Here is an 18,241-nt window from a genome sequence, read left to right on the forward strand (position 1 = left end):
GCTTCCGTACCCTCTACCCTTCAAACCATGACCAATGACACCACGCTCTTCCTGGGGCAGTGGATCCGCTCGCCGGGCACCGTCGGAGCGGTGGCGCCGAGCTCGCGGCGGCTCGCCGAGACGGTGGCCTCGCCGATCCCGCACCGGGGCGACCCGGTGATCGTCGAGCTCGGCCCCGGCACGGGCGCGTTCACGGCGGAGATCCAGCGCCGGCTGGGCGGCCGGGGGCACCACATCGCCGTCGAGATCAACCCGAAGCTGGCCGAGTTCCTCGCCGCCAGGAACCCGGGAGTGGACGTCGTGGTCGACGACGCGGTACGGCTGCCCCAGCTGCTCCAGGAGCGCGGCCTGCCCCAGGCCGACGCGATCGTGAGCGGGCTCCCCTGGGCCGCGTTCTCCGAGGAGATCCAGGCCCGCCTGCTGGGCGCGGTCACCGGGATCATGGGCCCGCACACGGCCTTCACCACCTTCGCCTACAGCTTCGCCAAGCGCCTTCCTCCGGCGCGGCGCTTCAGGAGGCGCCTGATCGACACCTTCGAGGAGGTCGTCACGGGCCGGACGGTGTGGGGCAACGTGCCGCCGGCCTTCGTCTACCACGCGCGCAGGCCGCGGCTGGACCCCGCCCGGGAGGCCTGATCCCGCGGGCCCGGGGCCGGGACGCCACGAAGATACCGAACTACGTTCTACGATTGCGCCCGCAGCCAGAATGGAGTTGATCATCGTGGACTTCACCCTCCCCGAGAGCGCCCTCGCCGTGCAACGCGGCATCGGCGACATCTGCGCCCGCTACGACCTGGACTACTGGCAGCGGTGCGAGAGCGAGAAACGCTGGCCCGAGGAGGTCTGGCAGGACCTGGCCAAGGGCGGCTGGCTCGGCCTGGCCGTGCCCGAGGAGTACGGCGGCGGCGGTCAGGGCCTGCTGGAGCTGGCCGTGGCCACCGAGACCCTGTCGGCCTCGGGCTCGGCCGGCGGCTCGGCTTTCACCTACGTGCTCACCCCCGGGTTCGGCGCGATGACCCTGTCCAGGCACGGCAGCCGGTGGCAGCGCGACGAGCTGCTGCCCAGGCTGGCCACCGGCGAGCTGGAGACCTGCTTCGCGCTGACCGAGCCCGACGCCGGGTCCAACGCCCTGGGCATCTCCACCTTCGCCCGCCGCGACGGCGCGGAGTTCGTCGTCAACGGCCAGAAGATCTGGATCACCGGCGTGCAGCGCGCCACCTGGATGCTCCTGGTCACCCGGACCATCCCGGCCGCCGAGGCCAAACCCCGCTCCAACGGCCTGACCGTCCTGCTGGTGAACGTCCCCGAGGCGGTCGCCGCCGGGCAGCTGTCCTTCCAGCCGATCCCGAAGCTGGGCGCCAACACCACCCCGTCCAACATGGTCTTCCTCGACGACCTCCGGGTCCCGGAGAGGAACGTGGTCGGCGAGGTCGACCAGGGCGCGCTGGTGCTGTGGGACATCCTCAACCCCGAGCGCGTCCTGCTGGCCGCCTCCGCGCTCGGCGGCGCCGAGGTGGCGCTGCGGGTGGCCGTGCAGTACGCCAAGGAGCGCGAGGTCTTCGGCCGCCCGATCGGCGCCAACCAGGCCATCGCCTTCCCCCTCGCCCAGGTCAAGGCGAAGATCGAGCTGGCCAGGCTGATGCTCTACAAGGCCGCCTGGCTGTTCGACAGGCAGCTGCCCTGCGGCACCGAGGCCAACATCGCCAAGCTGACCGCCTCGCAGGCCGCGTGGGAGGCGGCGGACCACGCCTTCCAGACGCACGGCGGCATGGCCTACTCGCTGGAGTACCCGGTGGCCCGCCTGCTGGCCGACGCCCGCATCGGCAAGGTCGCCCCGGTCACCGAGGAACTCCTGCTCAACTACCTGGCCACCCAGGTGCTCGGGCTGCCCAGGAGTTTCTGACCCGATCACCCGGTGGCCCTGATTACCCGGTGGCGCGCGCGGGCATGACCGTCGGCGACGGCCAGCACGAGGAGTGACCGATGTCCGCGTACGCCAGCACGGTGATCAACGCCTCCGCCGACGAGGTGTGGGAGTACCTGAGGGATTTCGGCAACCTGGCGGAGTGGCTGCCGGCGATCACCGGCTGCGAGATCGAGGACGGCGGGGACTCCCGGCCGGGCGCGGTGCGCAGGCTGGAGAGCCCCGGCGGAGTCTTCAGGGAGCGGCTGCTCACCCTCGACGACACCTCGCGCTCGGCGACGTACGAGATCCTGGAGAGCCCGCTGCCGGTCCGTGACTACCGGGCGCTCTACCGGGTCGCCCCCATCACCGACAGCGGGAGGGCGTTCGTCGAGTGGTCGGCCACCTTCGAGACCGGCGACGCCGCGAAGGTGCGGAGGTTCGTCGTCGACCAGGTCTTCGAGCCCGGCCTGGCCGCCCTGCACGGGCGCTTCTGACCGGGCGCCGCCGCTGCCGTGCGGTCCGGGCGGCGTCTCCGGCGGATGTCGCGGCGCGGCCCCTTCCCGCGGGAGACGCCCCGCGGGAAGACTCCGCTCGCCGGGCGGATATCGGCCGGCCGGAAAGAACCGGCTACCGGAAGGCCTCCGCGAGACGGGCCGCGGCGTACTCGCGTGCCTCGGTCGCCTGGTCGAAGAAGCCCGGCAGGCCGAAGAACCCGTGGATGGCCCCCTCGTATCTCCTGACCTCGACCGGCACCCCGGCCGCGGCGAGCTGGGCGGCGTACTGTTCGCCCTCGTCGCAGAGGGGGTCGCACTCGGCGACGATCACCGTCGCCGGAGCCAGGCCGGACTTGTCGGCCAGCCGGGCCGGAGCCAGCCGGGGGTCGGCCGGGTCACCGCCGTACTGCGCGACGAACCAGGCCATCTCCTCCGCGCCGAGCCCGAAACCGGTGGCGTAGGCACGGTAGCTCCCGGTGTCCATCGCCACGTCGGCCACCGGGTAGACGAGCAGCTGATGGGCCAGTTCGAGCCCGGCGTCCCTGGCCTGCCAGGCGGCCACGGCCGCGAGATTGCCCCCGGCGCTGTCACCGCAGACCGCGACGCGCCCCGGGTCGATCCCGTAGGCGCCGGGACGGGCGAAGACGTCCTGGACGACGCTCCACGCGTCGTCGGCCGCCGCGGGGAAGGGGTGGTGGGGCGCGAGCCGGTAGTCGACCGAGACCACGACCGCCCCGTTGCGCACCGCGAGGTCGCGGCCGAGGGCGTCGTTGCGCTCGACGCTCCCGAAGACCCAGCCTCCGCCGTGGAAGTAGACGATCGCGGGGAGGGGACCGTCGCCCTCCTCGGGCCGGTAGACCCGGACCGGTACGCCCCCGACGGCCTCGTCCCTGACCGTCGGGAGGGGAATGATCGGACCACGCTGCTCGGCGAAGGCGTCCAGGGTCCGCAGCTCGGCGATCATCTCGGGGGTGAGCGTGGAGAGAGGGGCACCGAGGTCCGTCTGGAAGAGTTTCAGGTAGGCCTCGGCCTGCGGGTGCAACGGCATGATCGGCACTTTACCCGCCGGATCCCCGCACGGCGTGACCCCGCGCGCGACGGCCCCTGAGCGTCGCGGAACACCGGACGCGCGTCACCGCCGGGCCTCGGCATCGCCACCGTCGGGCCTCGGCGTCACCGCCGGGCCTCGGCGCCGGGCCGCCTGGGCCATGCCACCGGGCCGCACCGTCGGACGTCACCGCCGGACGTCACCGCCGGACGTCACCGTCGGACGTCACCGCCGGGCCGCCTCGACCAGGGCCTCGATGAGCCGGTTGTCCCCTGCGCGCCCGGGATTCCACTGCACCCCGACGCAGAACCGGTGCCCCTGCAGCTCGACGCCCTCGACGATCTGGTCGTCGGCCCAGGCCACGGCGAGCAGGCCGGTGCCCAGCCGCTTGACGGCCTGGTGATGGGGCGCGGTCACCTCGGCCGTGTCGCCCACCGTCTTGCCGAGCTTGCTGGAGACGCTGATCTGGATGCGGTGCGCCTGGGCGGCGGCGTGGCGGTCGTGGTCGACCACCTCGGGGAGCCAGGGGATCAGGGTCCCGCCCTGGGCGACGTTCAGGACGTGCATGCCCCGCCCCGAGGCGAGCAGCGGCAGGTCGGCCTTGACGGCGGCGCGGGCCAGCGCCAGCTCGAAGCGGTCGCGGTGCGGCTGGGGGTCCCTGACGCGCTCCTCGTGGGCGGCCCCGTAGAGGGAGGGGTCGAGCTCACCCCCGCCGGCGAGGATCACGCCCGACAGGCCGCCGACGTAGTCGTCGATCCCGCCGAGGTTGAGCGGGGGCAGCAGCACCGGGGCGCCGCCCGCCTTCTCGACGGCCCGCGCGTAGGAGGGCGGCGACAGGACGGCCTCCCTGACCCAGTCGCCCCAGCGGGCGGCCTCGAGGTAGGTGGTGATACCGATCAAGGGTCGGGGCATGCGTTCTCCAGGGGGCGTGCGCGAGGTGGCGCCACCTGTTTCGGACAGCACCGATCCCACCTCCAACAGCTCCTCTATCATGGCGCACTCCATTTCGGTCATGTCACACATTCGAGGTATCAGTGTCGTCTCGCCAGGAGTCCTCAACTCTCACCGCGGGGACGGTTCACACCCCCGGCGATCTGGAACTCCGACATGACCACATGGTTTACGACCAGTGAACTCTCGGTTCAAATCGAACGTGATTATTATTCGCTTACATCGATCGCCAACAATTAGTTGGTCACGCAAAATAACTTTTCAATTACGGATAGTTAGATTTCCCACCATATTGCTGAGAAACGGTTGTGACGTCTACATGGTGATGGAAGACTCAAATTCGAGTGGCCAGGTGAGCCGGGGCTCCCGGTCGCTCGTCACCCGGAGCCGTCAGGGAGGTGGATCTGCATGATCGGACTTTGATCCGATCAATTAGGGTGGGTTCGTTAAATGTCGTTGAATCCGCATCTCGTCAAGGAAAGTTTCGCTCTCGTCGAACCCGTCGCGGACAAGGCCGCGGCGTACTTCTACGGGCGCCTGTTCGCCGAGAGCCCGCACCTGCGGGCGATGTTCCCCCCGGCGATGGACGTCCAGCGCGACCGCCTGTTCAGCGCGCTGACCAGGATCGTCTGGAGCCTGGACAGCCCCGGCAGCCTGGCGTCGTTCCTCGGCCAGCTCGGTCGCGACCACCGCAAGTACGGGGTCCTCGCCGAGCACTACACCGCGGTCGGCAACGCGCTCCTCGCCACGATCAGGCGCTTCGCCGCCGAGATCTGGAACAACGAGATAGAGGCGGCGTGGGTGGCCGCGTACACGGCCGCCGCCAATCTCATGATCGAATCAGCCGAGTCGGACGCGGGCGTGTCGCCCGCCTGGTGGCTGGCCGAGGTGATCGACCACGAGCTCCGCACGCCGGACATCGCGGTGATCACCCTGCGGCTCGACCAGGAACTGCCCTACACGCCCGGCCAGTACGTCAACGTGCAGACCGCACGCTGGCCGCGCGTCTGGCGAACGTTCTCCATCGCGAACGCGCCCAGGGACGACAACACCGTCCGCCTGCACGTCCGCGCGATCACCGGCGGCTGGGTCTCCACCACGCTGGTCCAGCACACCCGGATCGGCGACACCCTGATGCTGGGCCCTCCGATGGGCACCATGGTGCCCGCCGACTCCGGGCGCGACATCCTGTGCGTGGCGGGCGGCACCGGCCTGGCCCCCATCAAGGCGATCCTGGAGCACGTGATCGGCTCCGGACGCCGTCCCAACGTCCACCTGCTCTACGGGGCCCGCACCGCCGCCGAACTCTACGACCTGACCGACCTGGTACGGATGGAGTCGGCCTTCCCGTGGCTGCGGGTACTGCCCGTGGTCTCCGGCGAACCGGGGTACGACGGCATGCGGGGTCAGGTGGCCGAGGTGATGGAGCGGTTCCACTCGTGGGCCGGCCACGAGGCCTACGTCTGCGGCCCGACCGCCATGGTCAACGAGACGGTCCGCAGGCTCCAGCGGGGCGGAATGCCGCTGCCGCACATCCACCGGGACATCGTGCAGGGTGAGCTCTGAACGACAATCGGGACTAACACCCCGAACTGATCACGCAAATTTCATAGAGCACGGCGGGACACGGCGTGGCATGGCAGCATGAGGCCCAATCCGAAAGGAGATGGTCATGCACGACGGCCCCCCTCCCAGCCCGTGCCCACCTCTCGACCGCCACCCGCGCGGACCCGTCCGCCGCCATCGTCATCCGTCCGGCTCTCCGGCCGGAGTCGTCCGCCCGCACGCGCCCGTCCCCGGCCCCCTCCACCGGCGGCGGCTCCGCCGGGGTCAGGACGACACCCGTCCCCGGCCCCCGGCCGGTCCGGGCCCTGCGGCCGCGCCCTCCCCTCGCGACACGGTGCGCTGAGCCGATGGCCAGACCCGTCACGCTGGTGACCTTCATGCTTCCCGCCACGCTCCGGCACTGGGCGGGCGAGACCACCGAGATCCGCGTCTTCGCCATCGCCGACCACGACGACGGCCACCCCACGCTGGGCTCCGCCCTCGACATGCTCCGCCGCACCCACCCGTCCCTGGAGCAGCGGCTCCGCGACGACTACGGGTGCATCCGCCGCCACATCAGCATGTTCGTCTGCGGCGAGAACGCCCGGCACCTCGGCGGCCTCGACTGCGCGCTGCCCCCGGGCGCCGAGATCTTCGTCCTGCCCGCCCTCTCCCGCCGCCAGGAGACCACGAGCTGACCGCCCGCGAGAAACACCGGGCCGAGCGCGGCGGGCAGGAGACCGAGGAGAACCGAGGAGGCGGCGGGCGGGAAGCTCTCCGGCCCGCACGCCCGGCGGCTCCTCTAGGGGGCGACCCTGCCGGCGGCCACGAAGGCCGCGTGCGTGAGGGGCATCAGCTCCGCCCAGGCCGCCTCCATCTTCTCCGCCACCATCTCGATCTCGCGCTGCGGGAACGAGGGCACCCTGGCCTGCTCGTTCTTGGTGCGCAGGGAGAGGAAGTGCATGAGCGAGCGGGCGTTGCAGGTGGCGTACATCGAGGAGAAGAGACCGACGGGCAGCACCGCCCTGGCCACCTCCCTGGCGATCCCGGCCTCCAGCATCTCCTGGTAGGCGGCGTAGGACTGCCGGTACGACGACTCCATCGCCTCAGTGACGATCTTGTGCTGCTCGGCGCTGCCCTCGGCGAAGACGTACTTGCCCGGACGGCCCTCCTGGACCAGCTTCCGCTCCGGACCCGGAACGTAGAAATTAGGCTGAAGCTCCCGGTAACGCCCGCTTTCCTCGTTATATGACCATCCGACCCTGTGGCGATGGAATTCGCGAAACACGAAGATCGGCGCGGACACGAGGAACGTCATCGAGTTGTGCTCGAAGGGGCTGCCGTGCCGGTCGCGCATCAGGAAGTTGAGCAGCCCCCTGGAGCGCTCGGGGTCCTTGCCGATCTCCTCCAGGGACTGCTCCCCCGCGGTCGACACCCGCGCGGCCCAGAGCACGTCGGTGTCGGAGGCACTGTGCTTGACCAACTCCACGGTCACGTCGCCGAGAAAACGTGCCTCTGCCCCATCGCCCGTCAACTGGTCCCCCCTCGTCGCACCAACAGTCGCCACATTATTCCAGGGGCCCAGCCGTCCCGGAGGCGGGCACCCGTCACAACCGGTATATCCGGCGGGCGTTTCCCGAGCCGATCATCTGCGCCACCCGGGCGGCGTCCGCGGCGCTCCACTCGCCGTCGGCCAGTCGCGCGGCGAGTGCCCCGGCCAGGCCGCGCCGGTAGTGCAGGGCCCCGAGGTGGCAGGTCTCGGCCACACCGTGGCCGCCGGAACCGAACAGTTGCTTGTGGAACGGCACGAGTTCCAGCAGTTCCGCCATGACCGCGGCCGACCCCGTGGCGCTGCGGGCCAGGGCCGCTCCCACGTCGACGTAGACGTGCGGGAGGGCACCCGCCAGATAAGCCGCCTGGCGATGGAACGGATGGCAGTGCAACAGGACGACGGGGACGCCCATCGGCTGCGTCGCCGTGATGAAGCCGGCCAGCGGCGCCGGACCCGCGCCGTAAGGACCGGAGTCGGGACCCCAGCCCGAACCGGCGAGACCTCCGGCGGCGCCGAAGCCGCCGTGACCGCCGACCCGATGGGTCTCGTGGCCGCCGTACGCGCCGCGGCCGCCGGAGGTGGCACGGCCGGCGCGCCCCGGGTGGGCGCCGTGGCGCGTACCGCCGGCGTGGCGGGCGAGGCCGGTGTGGAACTGCAGCGGCCGCCCGTACTCCCTGGCCACGTCGATCGCCGTCCAGAGCAGGTGGCGCAGGAGCACCTGGTCGGTGAGCCTCTCCCCCGGGCAGGCCAGCCGCCGGGTGGCCGCCGCGATCACCGCTCCCCGGCTCGGCCTGGCCGGCTCGAGGGACCGGCCGGAGCGGTGGGCGGTGACCGACTTCAGCGCGACGGCGCGGACGGCCCGCTCGGCGAGTTCCTGGGCGAGGGCGGAGATGTAGGAGGCGCCCGAGACGGCGGTGCCGGCGACCTCCTCCTCGGCCCGCTCGATGTGGACGACCCGCGCGGTGTCCGCGCCGCCCGCGTGCCCCGTCCCGGCCGGTGGCGGCACCTCGTCGGCACCGCCGGGGCCGCCGTCGAAACGGTCCCGGCGGTCCGGACGCTCCAGGCGGTCCAGGACTCCGGGACCTTCGAACCCGCGGGAGCCGCCAAGGGCACCGAGGGCACCACGGGGTCCGACACCGCCGCGACCGCCGGGACCGTCGGAGCCCTCCCCGTCGGAGTCGCCGGAATCATCGGAGTCGTCGGACCCGTCGAACAGGAAGGTGGAGATCCCCGCGGCGCCCAGCAGCCGCCGGTTCACCTCCGTCGCGCCGAGCTCCGCCCTGCGGGCCAGGTAGACGGCGGGCGGCACGTGCGGGGCGAGGCCGAGAACGGGGGCGCACCAGCGGCGGACCGCGGCGCCGGCGGGGGTGTCGAAGTGGGTGGTGCCCGGCGGCGCGGGGGTCTCCGCGTCGGTGAGCAGCGTCTCGAACCGGGCCCGGGTCAGCTCGTCGCGGCGCACGCCGCGGCAGTTGTGGTCGACCAGCGGCGCCAGCAGCGCCTCCCGTACGGCGTCGGGCAACTCGACGGGCAGCACGCCGTCCGACCTCATGCCCGCTCCTCCCCCGCCGCCGGGCGTACCGGCCGGTCCTGGCCCGGTACGCCCGGCGGTCTCCACGACGGGGAGAACTCTAGGGTCACCCGGCGGGACCGCCGGGCGCGAAGTACGGGTTCTTTACCCGTTCTTGCGGCAGAGGCGGAGAACGTTGGCGATGATCTTCGCTCCCGAGCCCCCCTCGGCGGTGAGGATCGACTCGGGATGGAACTGCACCGCGAAACGGCGTCGCTCCACGTCCTCGATCGCCATTACCGCGCCGTCCGGGGTGAGCGCGGTGGCGGTGAACCCGGCGACGCCCGGCCGCTTGGCGTGGACCGAGTGGTAGCGCGCGGCGGTGAACTCCTCGGGGAGCCCGTCGAGCAGGGCGCTGGGACCCAGCCGCCGCACCTGGCCGCGCTTGCCGTGCTCGGGATAGGACAGCAGTTCGAGCGTGCCGCCCGCCTGCTCCACCATGCCCTGCAGGCCGAGACAGACGCCGAACACCGGCAGGTCGCGCTCGTAGAGGGCGCCGACCAGGGCGGGCAGCCCGAAGTCGGACGGCCAGCCGGGGCCGGGCGACAGGACCACCAGGGAGGGCGCGATCTCGTCGATCATCGTGACGGGGAAGCCGTGCCTGAGCGTGACGACCTCGGCGCCCTGCTGGCGGAAGTAGTCGGCGAGGGTGTTGACGAAGGAGTCCTCGTGGTCGACGAGCAGCACCTTCATCCCGCTGCCCGGCGGCGTGGCGGCCACCTCGGCCTCGGCCCGCTCCTGCGGGGCCGCGCCGACCGCGGCCAGGGCGCCCAGCAGGGCGCTGGCCTTGAGCTCGGTCTCCCGCTCCTCGGCCTCGGGGTCGGAGTCGAACAGCAGCGTGGCCCCGGCCCTGACGGTGGCGACCCCGCCGCGGATCTGCGCGGTGCGCAGGGTCAGGCCGGTGTTCATCGAGCCGTCGAAGCCGATGTAGCCGACCGCCCCGCCGTACCAGCGCCGCGTGGTGGCCTCGTGGTCCTCGATGAACTGCATCGCCCAGGTCTTGGGGGCGCCGGTGACGGTGACGGCCCACATGTGGGTGAGGAAGGCGTCGAGGGCGTCGAACTCCGGGCGCAGCCGGCCCTCGATGTGGTCGACGGTGTGGATGAGCCGGGAGTACATCTCGATCTGGCGGCGGCCGATCACCTGGACCGTCCCCGGCACGCAGATGCGGGACTTGTCGTTGCGGTCCACGTCGGTGCACATGGTCAGCTCCGACTCCTCCTTGACGCTGGACAGGAGGGTCCGGATCGCGTCGGCGTCCTCGATGGGGTTGCCGCCGCGGGCGATGGTGCCGGAGATGGGACAGGTCTCGACGCGGTCGCCGCTGACCCGGACGTACATCTCCGGGGAGGCGCCGACCAGGTGCTCGCCCTCGCCGAGGTTGAACAGGAACTCGTACGGCGCCGGATTGACCTTGCGCAGCCCCCGGTAGAAGGCGGCCGGGTCGGTGCAGGGCGCGTGGAAGACCTGGCCGGGAACGACCTCGAACAGGTCGCCGCGGACGAACTTCTCCTTGGCCGCCGCCACCACCTTGGCGTAGGAGCCCCTCTCGGGGTCGGCCGGGAGCTCGGACGGCGGCGGGGTCAGCGGCACGACCTCCCCCTCGCGGGCGAGCCCGTGGGTGGAGACGCCGTCCACGGTGAACTCGTAGCGGAACTCCTTGCTGGTCTCCCTCTTGCGGTCGATCACCATCACCCGGTCGGGCAGGTGCAGCACGAGGTCGCGCTGGTCCGCGGCCCGCGTCAAAACCTGCCTGATCGGCTCGAACTGGAAGGCCAGGTCGTAGCCGAAGGAGCCGTACAGGCCCAGGTGCTCGTTCTCGCCCTTGAACGCGGCGATGACCTCGCGGATCGCGGTGAAGACCGTGGGACGGCGGCTGCGCATCTCCTCGGGGAGGATGTCCTCCGACTCCGCCACGTAGACCTCGACGAGGTCGGCCGTCGGCTCCTCGACGGGCTTGCCCGCCGCCAGCAGGCAGGACACGACGGCGGGCAGGACCACCCTGCCCCGGGCGTTCAGCGCGCGGGCGGAGATCCTGCGCCCCCTGGCGACGATCTCCAGGCAGGGGTCGACGTAGGCGAGGTGCCATCGGCTGTAGCGGCCGGGATACTCCATCCCGGAGGAGAGCACTCCGCCACGGCGCTCGCCGAGCGTCGTGACGACGTCCTCAAGCACCGTCTCGGGCACGTCGGACGCGGTGACCTCGACCCCTATGCCGCCTGCGGTGGTATATCGGCTCGTCTCCACTGCGGTATCGCCCCTTTTGATGTCCCTGATGCCCAGAGGGAGCGGACGCAGAAAAGGCCGCCTCCCTGGGCGGCCGCCTGTCTGCTCGCGAATGCGAAACCTGCGCCGCCTAGAAGCGGCGCCACCACTGAAGGGTAATCGGGTCTCGCATGTGGCCAGAGTACCGGCGGTGACCGCGATCATGCAACGTGACACCGCGCCGGCCCCGTACCGGCGGGGAATCCAGGGAGGTGGGCAGGCGCCGGTACGGAGCCGGCGGGCCGGAGGATGACGAGCCTCACACCGGAGAGCCCTGGCCATCGCGAGCCCTGTTCTGTTACCAGTGGGTAATCACGGGGCTGCGCGAGGAGAGCACATGGGGACGATCACCTGGCCGCGGACGGCCGTCCACCGGGTCACGGTCGAGCGCGACCTGCCGGTACCGATGCCCGACGGGGTCACCCTGCTGGCCGACCGCTACGCGCCGGCCGGCGCCGTGCGCCCGCCCACGATCCTGATCCGCTCCCCGTACGGAAGGCGCGGCGTGTTCGGGCGGACCTTCGGGCGCGGGTTCGCCAGGCACGGGTTCCAGGTCGTGATACAGAGTTGCCGGGGCGGCTTCGGCTCGGGCGGCCTGCTCGACCCGCTCGGCGACGAGCACGACGACGGGCTGGCCACGCTGGCCTGGCTGCGCGCCCAGGACTGGTACGGCGGGAGTCTGGCCATGCACGGCCCCTCCTACCTGGGATACGCGCAGTGGGCGATCGCCCCGTTCGCCGGGCCTGACCTCAAGGCCATGTCCACCTCGGTGACCGCCTCCCAGTTCCGGGACGCCGCCTATGTGGGCGGGGCGTTCGCGCTGGAGTCGTCGCTGATGTGGACCACGCTGACCGCCTCCATGGAACGGCCGTTCGGCGGGGCGAGCGCTCTGTTCATCCCGCGCAGAACGCGTCGCGCGGCCCTTTCCGGGCGCCCCCTCGGGGAGCTTGACACGCTGTCGGCGGGCAGGGGCATGCCGTTCTTCCAGGACCTGCTGGCCCACCACGCCGAGCCCGCCGCCTACTGGGGCAGGCGCGACTTCTCCGCCTCCGTGGGCGAGGTGGAGGCCGCGGTCACCATGGTCGGCGGCTGGTACGACGTCTTCCTGCCCTGGCAGGTCAAGGACTACACGGCGATGCGGGCGGCGGGGCGGCGCCCGTACCTGACGATCGGCCCCTGGTACCACGCGGACGTGCGGCACGGCCGGGTGGCCAACGCCGAGGCGCTCGCCTGGTTCCGCGCGCACCTGCTCGGCGACCCGTCGGGGCTGCGCGAGCAGCCGGTCAGGCTGTACGTGACGGGCGCGGGCGAGTGGCGCGACTACTCCGACTGGCCGGTGCCCGGCGTGCGGGAGCAGCGCTGGCGCCTGCGTCCCGGCTTCGGCCTCGCCCCCGACGCCCCCGAGGCCCCTGACGCCCCTGACGTCCCTCATGCCCCTCATGCCGTCGAAGGCCCTGGCGGCACCGGCGGCCCGTACGGCGCCGAGCCCGACCGCTTCCGCTACGACCCCGCGCACCCGACGCCCGCGCTGGGCGGCCCGGTCCTGCTGGGCAACTCGGAACCGCGTGACAACCGCAGGCTGGAGGCCCGGCGCGACGTGCTCGTCTACACCGGCCCCGAGCTGCGGCGGGACACGGAGATGATCGGCCCGGTCTTCGCCGACCTGTACGTGCGCACGGGCACCGGGCACGCCGACGTGGTGGTCCGGGTCTGCGACGTGCACCCGGACGGCGCCTCCTACAACGTGTGCGAGGGCGTACGCCGCCTGGCTCCCGGTGACCCGCCCGCCGGGGACGACGGGATCCGCCAGGTCCGGGTGGATCTGTGGCCGATCGGGCACCGTTTCCGGCGCGGCCACCGGATCCGCGTGCACGTCGCCGGAGGCGCGTACCCCCGGATCGCCCGCAACCTCGGCACCGGTGAGCCGCTGGGCACGGGCAGCGCGATGGTCACGACCGACCACGAGATCTTCCACGACCCGTCCCACCCGTCCGCGGTCGTGCTGCCCCTCGTCCCCTCCTGACCGGGCCGGGTCTCCCTCCCGCGCGGTCCCGTTCCGCCCTCGCCCGGCCGCCTCCGGCCGGCACCGGCCGACCTCACCCAGGTCCCGCCCGTGCCCCACCCTGCCGCGGTCACGGGTGCGCCGGGGCTAGGGTCGGAGGGTGCGCGCGGCCAGGTTGATGTCGTTGGTCCTGCTGCTCCAGGCCCGGGGCGGGATGACCGCGGCGGAGCTCTCCAGGGAGCTGGAGGTCTCCGAGCGGACCGTCCACCGTGACGTGCTGGCCCTGTCGGAGGCCGGCGTGCCGGTGTACGCCGACCGCGGGCGAGGCGGGGGCTACCGGCTGCTGGACGGGTACCGCACCCGCCTCACCGGGCTGGACCGCGCCGAGGCGGAGGCGCTGTTCCTGTCGGGCGTGCCGGAGGCGCTGCGGGAGATGGGACTGAGCGAGGTGGCGGCCACGGCGCGGCTGAAGGCCTCCGCCGCGCTCTCCCCCGGCCTCCGCGACGCCCCCGCGACCGCGGCTCAGCGCTTCCACCTGGACGCCCCCGGCTGGTTCGCGAGCGAGCGTCCCCCACCGGCGGCGCTGGCGCCCCTGGCCAGGGCGGTGTGGGGCGACCACCCGGTCACCGCCCTCTACCGGCGTGCCACGCGCACCCGGCCGGGTGAACAGACCGACCGGCCCGGACAGCCCGATCAGCCCCGTCAGCCCGGCGAAACCCGGGAAACCGGGCGGACCGAAGGAACCGGACAGGCTGAACGCGGCGGCCGGACCGAGCGTGACGGACGGGCCGGGGAGAGCGGGCGGTCCGAGCAGGCCGGGGCCGCCCGGCGGCGCCTGGAGCCGTACGGGCTCGTGCTGAAGGCGGGAGTCTGGTACCTGGCGACCCGGTTCGCCATCTACCGGGTCGACCGCTTCGACGAGGTCGAGATCCACTCCGGCCTGCGCTTCGAGCGGGACGAGACCTTCGACCTGGCCGCGTTCTGGGGCGAGCGGGCGGCGCAGTTCGCCGGGTCCCTGCTCACCGCGCACGTCACCGTACGGCTCAGCCCCGCCGGGCGCCGCGCGCTCCCCGCCGTCGCCGACCCCGCCGCTCTCGGCTCCGCCCTGGCCTCCGCCGGCGAGCCCGACGGGCAGGGGTGGGTCACGTTCCGCCTGCCCGTCGAGTCACCGGAGATCGCCTACAGCCAGATCCTCCGCTTCGGCCCGGAGGCCGAGGTCGTCGACCCGCCCGGCCTCCGGGCCCGCCTCGCCGAAGCGGCCACCCGCCTGCGCGACCTGTACGCCTCTCCCCGCTCCCCCGCCGACCCCGCCCCCGACATCTCCGACACCGGCGCGCCAGGCCGCTGACCCCGGCCGGGGATCCCAGCCGAGGATCTCGGCCGGTGGTCCCGGCCCGGGGTCGCGGCGCCGGTCCCGATGGTGGTCAGCGGTAGCCGGTGGCGTCGGCGGGTTTGCCCTTGCTCTCGACCTCCTCGATGTAGCGCCAGGCGTCGGGCCTGCTGCCGTCGACGTCGGTGAAGCCGTACACCTGGGCGAGCTGCCCGCTGGACACCGACCGGCCCGACCAGCGCATCCGGTCCTCGTCGGCGGCGAGGGCGACGACCGCGCGGCCGGTGTAGGCGGGCGTCTCGGAGATCACGAAGTGCGGCTGCTTGGCGGTGGCGTCCCGCCAGTTCTCCTCGGTGACGCCGAAGGTCTCCAGCATGCTCTCCGACCTGAGCCAGCCGGGGGTCAGCGAGATCGCCGCGCAGCCGTGCGGGCGCAGCTCGTGGGCCTGGCTGAACGCGAGGCGGTTCACCGAGATCTTGGCCAGGTCGTAGAAGGCCGAGAGCCGGTAGTTGACGGTGTTGTACTCAAGGGTGCCGTCGGTCACCTCGATCACCATGCCCCCGGGATTCTCGATCAGCAGGGGCAGGGCGTGGTGACTGGTGATCAGGTGGGTGTCCACCGCCAGCCGGAGGATGCGCAGGCCGTCGTCGAGGGAGTGCTTCCAGACGGGGACGTGCCACTCGGTGAGCGGGTCGGCGCCCCAGACGTCGTTGACGAGGATGTCGAGCCTGCCCTGCTCGTTCCTGATCCGTTCCACCAGGGCGCGCACCTGCTCCGGGTCCAGGTGGTCCACCTGGACCGCGATGCCGTGACCGCCCCCGCGGGTCACCAGCTCGGCCGTCTCCTCGATGGTCTCCGGCCGGTCCATCTCCGAGCGCCGCTCCCGTGTGCTCCTCCCGGTGCAGTAGACCGTGGCACCGGCCGCGCCCAGCTCCACCGCGATTCCCCGGCCGGTCCCCCTCGTCGCCCCCGCGACCAGGGCGACCTTTCCTTCCAGCGTTCTTGTCATGAGGCCAGCGTGACGCGAAAACAGGACATCTACTGTCATGTTTTCGCGTCACACCGGCCGAGGGACCCGGACCGGGGCGGAAGGCCGTGGCGCGGCGCGGCGCGGAACGGCCGGTGGGAGGGGCGGGAAGGACACCGCGGCGTCCGGCGGCCCCGCCGGGAAACCGGCGGCGGGCGTCCCGGTTCCAGGTCGGGGACCTCACCGCGCACGACGCCGTCGAAGCAAGTAGTTGCTGGTCAGTGACACAACACAGACCTCGGACGGCCGTCGGGGTCCTTTGCGCGCAATCGATGGGTCGCTAGCGTTTTTTCGGAGTGGCCAGAACGGCGAGTCATCCAGGGGGTCCCATGAGCGAGTCTCCGACACCACCGCTGCACATGCGGCGAGCCGAATTCGGTCCCGACCCGGAGCTGGAGGCGATGCGGGACGGGGAGGGAGTCGGGCTCGTCAGGACACCGCCCGGCGTCGACGCCTGGCTGGTGACCCGCCACGAGGACGTGCGCGCGGTGCTGAGCGACGCGGAGCGGTTCAGCAACGCCCGGACGACCACGTTCCAGCTGCCCGGCGACCAGAGCAGCGAGGAGGAGCTCGCCGTGCTCCGCGCGGGCAACCTGCTCGCCTTCGATCCCCCCGAGCACACCCGGCTGCGCCGGATACTGACGCCGGAGTTCACGCTCCGCCGGATACGCCGGCTGGAGCCGCGGATCACGCGCATCGTCGAAGACCACCTGGACGCGATGGAGAGCGCGGGCTCCCCGGCCGACCTGGTGTCGTCGTTCGCGCTGCCGATCCCCTCCCTGGTGATCTGCGAGCTGCTGGGCGTGCCGTACACCGACCGGGCGGACTTCCAGCGCAGGACCGGCCTGTTGCTCGACGTGTCGGCGCCCATCGAGGAGCGCAGGGCGGCGCAGCTGGAATCGCGCGCCTACATGGCCGAGCTGGTCGCTCGCGCCCAGGCCGATCCCGGGGAGGAGCTGCTCGGCACGCTGGTGCGCGAGCACGACGACCTGACGACGGACGAGCTCGTCGGCATCGGCGGTCTGCTGCTGGTGGCCGGTCACGAGACCACCGCCAACATGCTCGGGCTGGGCACGCTGGCCCTGCTGCGCCACCCCGACCAGCTGGAACTGCTCAAGAAGGAACCCGAGCTCATCGACGCCGCGGTGGAGGAGCTGCTGCGCTGGCTCAGCATCGTCCACTCCAGCACCTTCAGGACGACCACCACGGAGGTCGAGATCGCCGGCCGCAGGATCGGGCCCGGCGAGCTGGTGATGTGCGCGCTGCTCGCCGCCAACCGCGACCCCGCGTTCCTGTCCGATCCGGAGGTGCTGGACATCACCCGGGGGGCGCCCGGCCACCTGGCCTTCGGCCACGGCGTGCACCACTGCCTGGGTGCGCCGCTGGCGAGGATGGAGATGCACATCGCCTTCCCCGCGCTGCTCAGGCGATTCCCCGAGCTGCGCGCGATCGAACCCGACGCGCACTTCCGCTCCTTCAGCTTCGTGTACGGCCTGTCGTCCTTGAAGGTCGCCTGGTGACGTCACGGTAAGACCGTACGCCGGCCCGCCGGACGGGGGTTCCGGCCACCGGCGGAGAACGCCGGTAGGCGTGGCGGTCCCGGGACGGCCGGATGCGCGGCCTGCCGGGTTCGAGCACGACGACCATTCGACCGATCCGACACGGGGGACCACGGCATGTCCGACCAGGAGGCGGCGAGTGTGCTGTTCATCGGGAACGCCACGACGCTCATCCGCTACAACGGGTTCACCATCCTCACCGACCCCAACTTCCTGCACCGTGGCCAGCACGCCTATCTGGGCTACGGGTTGTTCACCAGGCGACTGACCGAACCGGCGCTGAACGTCGACCGGCTCCCGCCCCTCGACGCCGTTCTCCTCTCGCACATGCACGGCGACCACTGGGACCGGGTGGCCCGCAAGGGGCTGGACCACAGCACACCGATCGTCACCACGCCGCACGCGGCGCGGAAGCTGAAGCGGCAGGGTTTCGGCGGGGCGGTCGGCGTGGCCACCTGGCATGACCACGAGCTCCGGAACCCGGCCGGCTCGGTGAAGATCACCTCGTTGCCCGCGCGCCACGGCCCCGGCCTGGTGGACCTCCTCCTGCCGCCCGTCATGGGAAGCATGCTGGAGTTCTCCGGCACGGACGGCCGTGTGCGCCTGCGCCTGCACATCAGCGGCGACACTCTCATGGCGAGGGAACTGGACGCCATCCCGCGGCGCTTCCCCGACGTCGACGTGGGCGTCGTCCACCTGGGCGGCACGAAGCTGCTGGGCCTCCTGCTGGTGACGATGGACGGCCGGCAGGGGGCCGAATGGGTGCGTCTGATCAAGCCGCGCCACGTGCTGCCGGTGCACTACGACGACTACGGCGCCTTCAGCTCACCGCTCTCCGACTTCCGCGACCACGTCGAGCGGAGTGGCCACGGAGACCGGGTCGTCTACCTGTCCAGGGGCGAGAGCCATCGGCTGCCCGAAGTGTTCGAGCGGCCGTGAGCGGTACGGGCGGGTCGCGCCGCCGCCTTCCCGGCGGCCGCCCGCTCGGCCTTCCC

The 18,241-nt window shown here is 72.1% G+C and carries 15 protein-coding genes; 9 read left to right on the forward strand and 6 right to left on the reverse strand.

Translation table 11 applies throughout. The features are described 5' to 3' along the window. Positions 1-27 precede the first annotated feature (27 nt). The 3 genes from ACTOQ3_RS33235 to ACTOQ3_RS33245 all read left to right on the forward strand — a co-directional run bounded on the left by ACTOQ3_RS33235 (position 28) and on the right by ACTOQ3_RS33245 (position 2,400). Positions 28-636, forward strand: a complete 609-nt coding sequence (locus tag ACTOQ3_RS33235) for a class I SAM-dependent methyltransferase (RefSeq protein ID WP_440087405.1) — start codon at positions 28-30, stop codon at positions 634-636. An 85-nt stretch (positions 637-721) separates the two neighbouring features. Next, positions 722-1,903 carry an acyl-CoA dehydrogenase family protein gene (locus ACTOQ3_RS33240; RefSeq protein ID WP_440087406.1) on the forward strand — a complete coding sequence of 394 codons (1,182 nt, stop codon included), beginning with the start codon at positions 722-724 and terminating at the stop codon, positions 1,901-1,903. Between the two features lie 80 nt (positions 1,904-1,983). After that, entirely contained in the window at positions 1,984-2,400 is a 417-nt protein-coding gene (locus ACTOQ3_RS33245; RefSeq protein WP_440087407.1) for an SRPBCC family protein, read from the forward strand. 133 nt (positions 2,401-2,533) lie between these two features. On the opposite strand, the gene ACTOQ3_RS33250 is transcribed toward ACTOQ3_RS33245, so the two are convergent. Further along, positions 2,534-3,448: an alpha/beta hydrolase gene (locus tag ACTOQ3_RS33250; RefSeq protein ID WP_440087408.1), complete on the reverse strand. Its 915-nt coding sequence runs from the start codon at positions 3,446-3,448 to the stop codon at positions 2,534-2,536. A gap of 225 nt (positions 3,449-3,673) precedes the next feature. Continuing rightward, on the reverse strand, positions 3,674-4,360 hold the full coding sequence (locus ACTOQ3_RS33255) for a gamma-glutamyl-gamma-aminobutyrate hydrolase family protein (RefSeq protein WP_440087409.1): 687 nt from the start codon (positions 4,358-4,360) through the stop codon (positions 3,674-3,676). A gap of 489 nt (positions 4,361-4,849) precedes the next feature. Between ACTOQ3_RS33255 and ACTOQ3_RS33260 the strand changes: the two genes are divergently transcribed. Both ACTOQ3_RS33260 and ACTOQ3_RS33265 read left to right on the forward strand, forming a co-directional pair. Then, positions 4,850-5,965: a globin domain-containing protein gene (locus tag ACTOQ3_RS33260; protein ID WP_440087410.1), complete on the forward strand. Its 1,116-nt coding sequence runs from the start codon at positions 4,850-4,852 to the stop codon at positions 5,963-5,965. A gap of 347 nt (positions 5,966-6,312) precedes the next feature. Further along, positions 6,313-6,642 carry a hypothetical protein gene (locus ACTOQ3_RS33265; RefSeq protein ID WP_350977370.1) on the forward strand — a complete coding sequence of 110 codons (330 nt, stop codon included), beginning with the start codon at positions 6,313-6,315 and terminating at the stop codon, positions 6,640-6,642. Positions 6,643-6,746: 104 nt separating this feature from the next. On the opposite strand, the gene thyX is transcribed toward ACTOQ3_RS33265, so the two are convergent. From thyX to ACTOQ3_RS33280, 3 genes are all read right to left on the reverse strand, one after another. Beyond that, positions 6,747-7,439 (reverse strand): FAD-dependent thymidylate synthase, encoded by a 693-nt coding sequence (gene thyX / locus ACTOQ3_RS33270; RefSeq protein ID WP_440087411.1) that lies wholly within the window; start codon positions 7,437-7,439, stop codon positions 6,747-6,749. Positions 7,440-7,551: 112 nt separating this feature from the next. After that, positions 7,552-9,045, reverse strand: coding sequence for an amidohydrolase (locus ACTOQ3_RS33275; RefSeq protein WP_440087412.1), 1,494 nt, complete (start codon positions 9,043-9,045; stop codon positions 7,552-7,554). A 123-nt stretch (positions 9,046-9,168) separates the two neighbouring features. Then, positions 9,169-11,310, reverse strand: a complete 2,142-nt coding sequence (locus ACTOQ3_RS33280; protein ID WP_440087413.1) for an anthranilate synthase component I — start codon at positions 11,308-11,310, stop codon at positions 9,169-9,171. Positions 11,311-11,665: 355 nt separating this feature from the next. On the opposite strand from ACTOQ3_RS33280, the gene ACTOQ3_RS33285 reads away from it, so the two are divergent. Together ACTOQ3_RS33285 and ACTOQ3_RS33290 are read left to right on the forward strand one after the other, a co-directional pair. Then, on the forward strand, positions 11,666-13,351 hold the full coding sequence (locus ACTOQ3_RS33285) for a CocE/NonD family hydrolase (RefSeq protein WP_440087414.1): 1,686 nt from the start codon (positions 11,666-11,668) through the stop codon (positions 13,349-13,351). 139 nt (positions 13,352-13,490) lie between these two features. Continuing rightward, positions 13,491-14,678, forward strand: coding sequence for a helix-turn-helix transcriptional regulator (locus ACTOQ3_RS33290; RefSeq protein WP_440087415.1), 1,188 nt, complete (start codon positions 13,491-13,493; stop codon positions 14,676-14,678). 76 nt (positions 14,679-14,754) lie between these two features. On the opposite strand, the gene ACTOQ3_RS33295 is transcribed toward ACTOQ3_RS33290, so the two are convergent. Then, positions 14,755-15,669, reverse strand: coding sequence for an SDR family oxidoreductase (locus tag ACTOQ3_RS33295; RefSeq protein ID WP_440087416.1), 915 nt, complete (start codon positions 15,667-15,669; stop codon positions 14,755-14,757). A 347-nt stretch (positions 15,670-16,016) separates the two neighbouring features. Here ACTOQ3_RS33295 and ACTOQ3_RS33300 point away from each other — a divergent pair, with 347 nt between their 5' ends. Both ACTOQ3_RS33300 and ACTOQ3_RS33305 read left to right on the forward strand, forming a co-directional pair. Then, entirely contained in the window at positions 16,017-17,207 is a 1,191-nt protein-coding gene (locus tag ACTOQ3_RS33300) for a cytochrome P450 (RefSeq protein ID WP_440087417.1), read from the forward strand. Between the two features lie 156 nt (positions 17,208-17,363). Next, positions 17,364-18,185 carry an MBL fold metallo-hydrolase gene (locus ACTOQ3_RS33305; protein ID WP_440087418.1) on the forward strand — a complete coding sequence of 274 codons (822 nt, stop codon included), beginning with the start codon at positions 17,364-17,366 and terminating at the stop codon, positions 18,183-18,185. The last annotated feature ends 56 nt before the right edge of the window (positions 18,186-18,241 follow it).

Origin of the sequence: Streptosporangium sp. LJ11, assembly GCF_051918945.1 — a bacterium.
GTDB lineage: Bacteria > Actinomycetota > Actinomycetes > Streptosporangiales > Streptosporangiaceae > Streptosporangium.

Bases quoted from the DNA above. Each gene is read 5' to 3' on its own strand.
- ACTOQ3_RS33235 (WP_440087405.1), top strand. From the start codon at position 28: ATGACCAATGACACCACGCTCTTCCTGGGGCAGTGGATCCGCTCGCCG.
- ACTOQ3_RS33245 (WP_440087407.1), top strand. From the start codon at position 1,984: ATGTCCGCGTACGCCAGCACGGTGATCAACGCCTCCGCCGACGAGGTG.
- ACTOQ3_RS33250 (WP_440087408.1), bottom strand. From the start codon at position 3,448: ATGCCGTTGCACCCGCAGGCCGAGGCCTACCTGAAACTCTTCCAGACG.
- ACTOQ3_RS33255 (WP_440087409.1), bottom strand. From the start codon at position 4,360: ATGCCCCGACCCTTGATCGGTATCACCACCTACCTCGAGGCCGCCCGC.
- ACTOQ3_RS33260 (WP_440087410.1), top strand. From the start codon at position 4,850: ATGTCGTTGAATCCGCATCTCGTCAAGGAAAGTTTCGCTCTCGTCGAA.
- ACTOQ3_RS33265 (WP_350977370.1), top strand. From the start codon at position 6,313: ATGGCCAGACCCGTCACGCTGGTGACCTTCATGCTTCCCGCCACGCTC.
- ACTOQ3_RS33275 (WP_440087412.1), bottom strand. From the start codon at position 9,045: ATGAGGTCGGACGGCGTGCTGCCCGTCGAGTTGCCCGACGCCGTACGG.
- ACTOQ3_RS33285 (WP_440087414.1), top strand. From the start codon at position 11,666: ATGGGGACGATCACCTGGCCGCGGACGGCCGTCCACCGGGTCACGGTC.
- ACTOQ3_RS33295 (WP_440087416.1), bottom strand. From the start codon at position 15,669: ATGACAAGAACGCTGGAAGGAAAGGTCGCCCTGGTCGCGGGGGCGACG.
- ACTOQ3_RS33300 (WP_440087417.1), top strand. From the start codon at position 16,017: ATGAGCGAGTCTCCGACACCACCGCTGCACATGCGGCGAGCCGAATTC.
- ACTOQ3_RS33305 (WP_440087418.1), top strand. From the start codon at position 17,364: ATGTCCGACCAGGAGGCGGCGAGTGTGCTGTTCATCGGGAACGCCACG.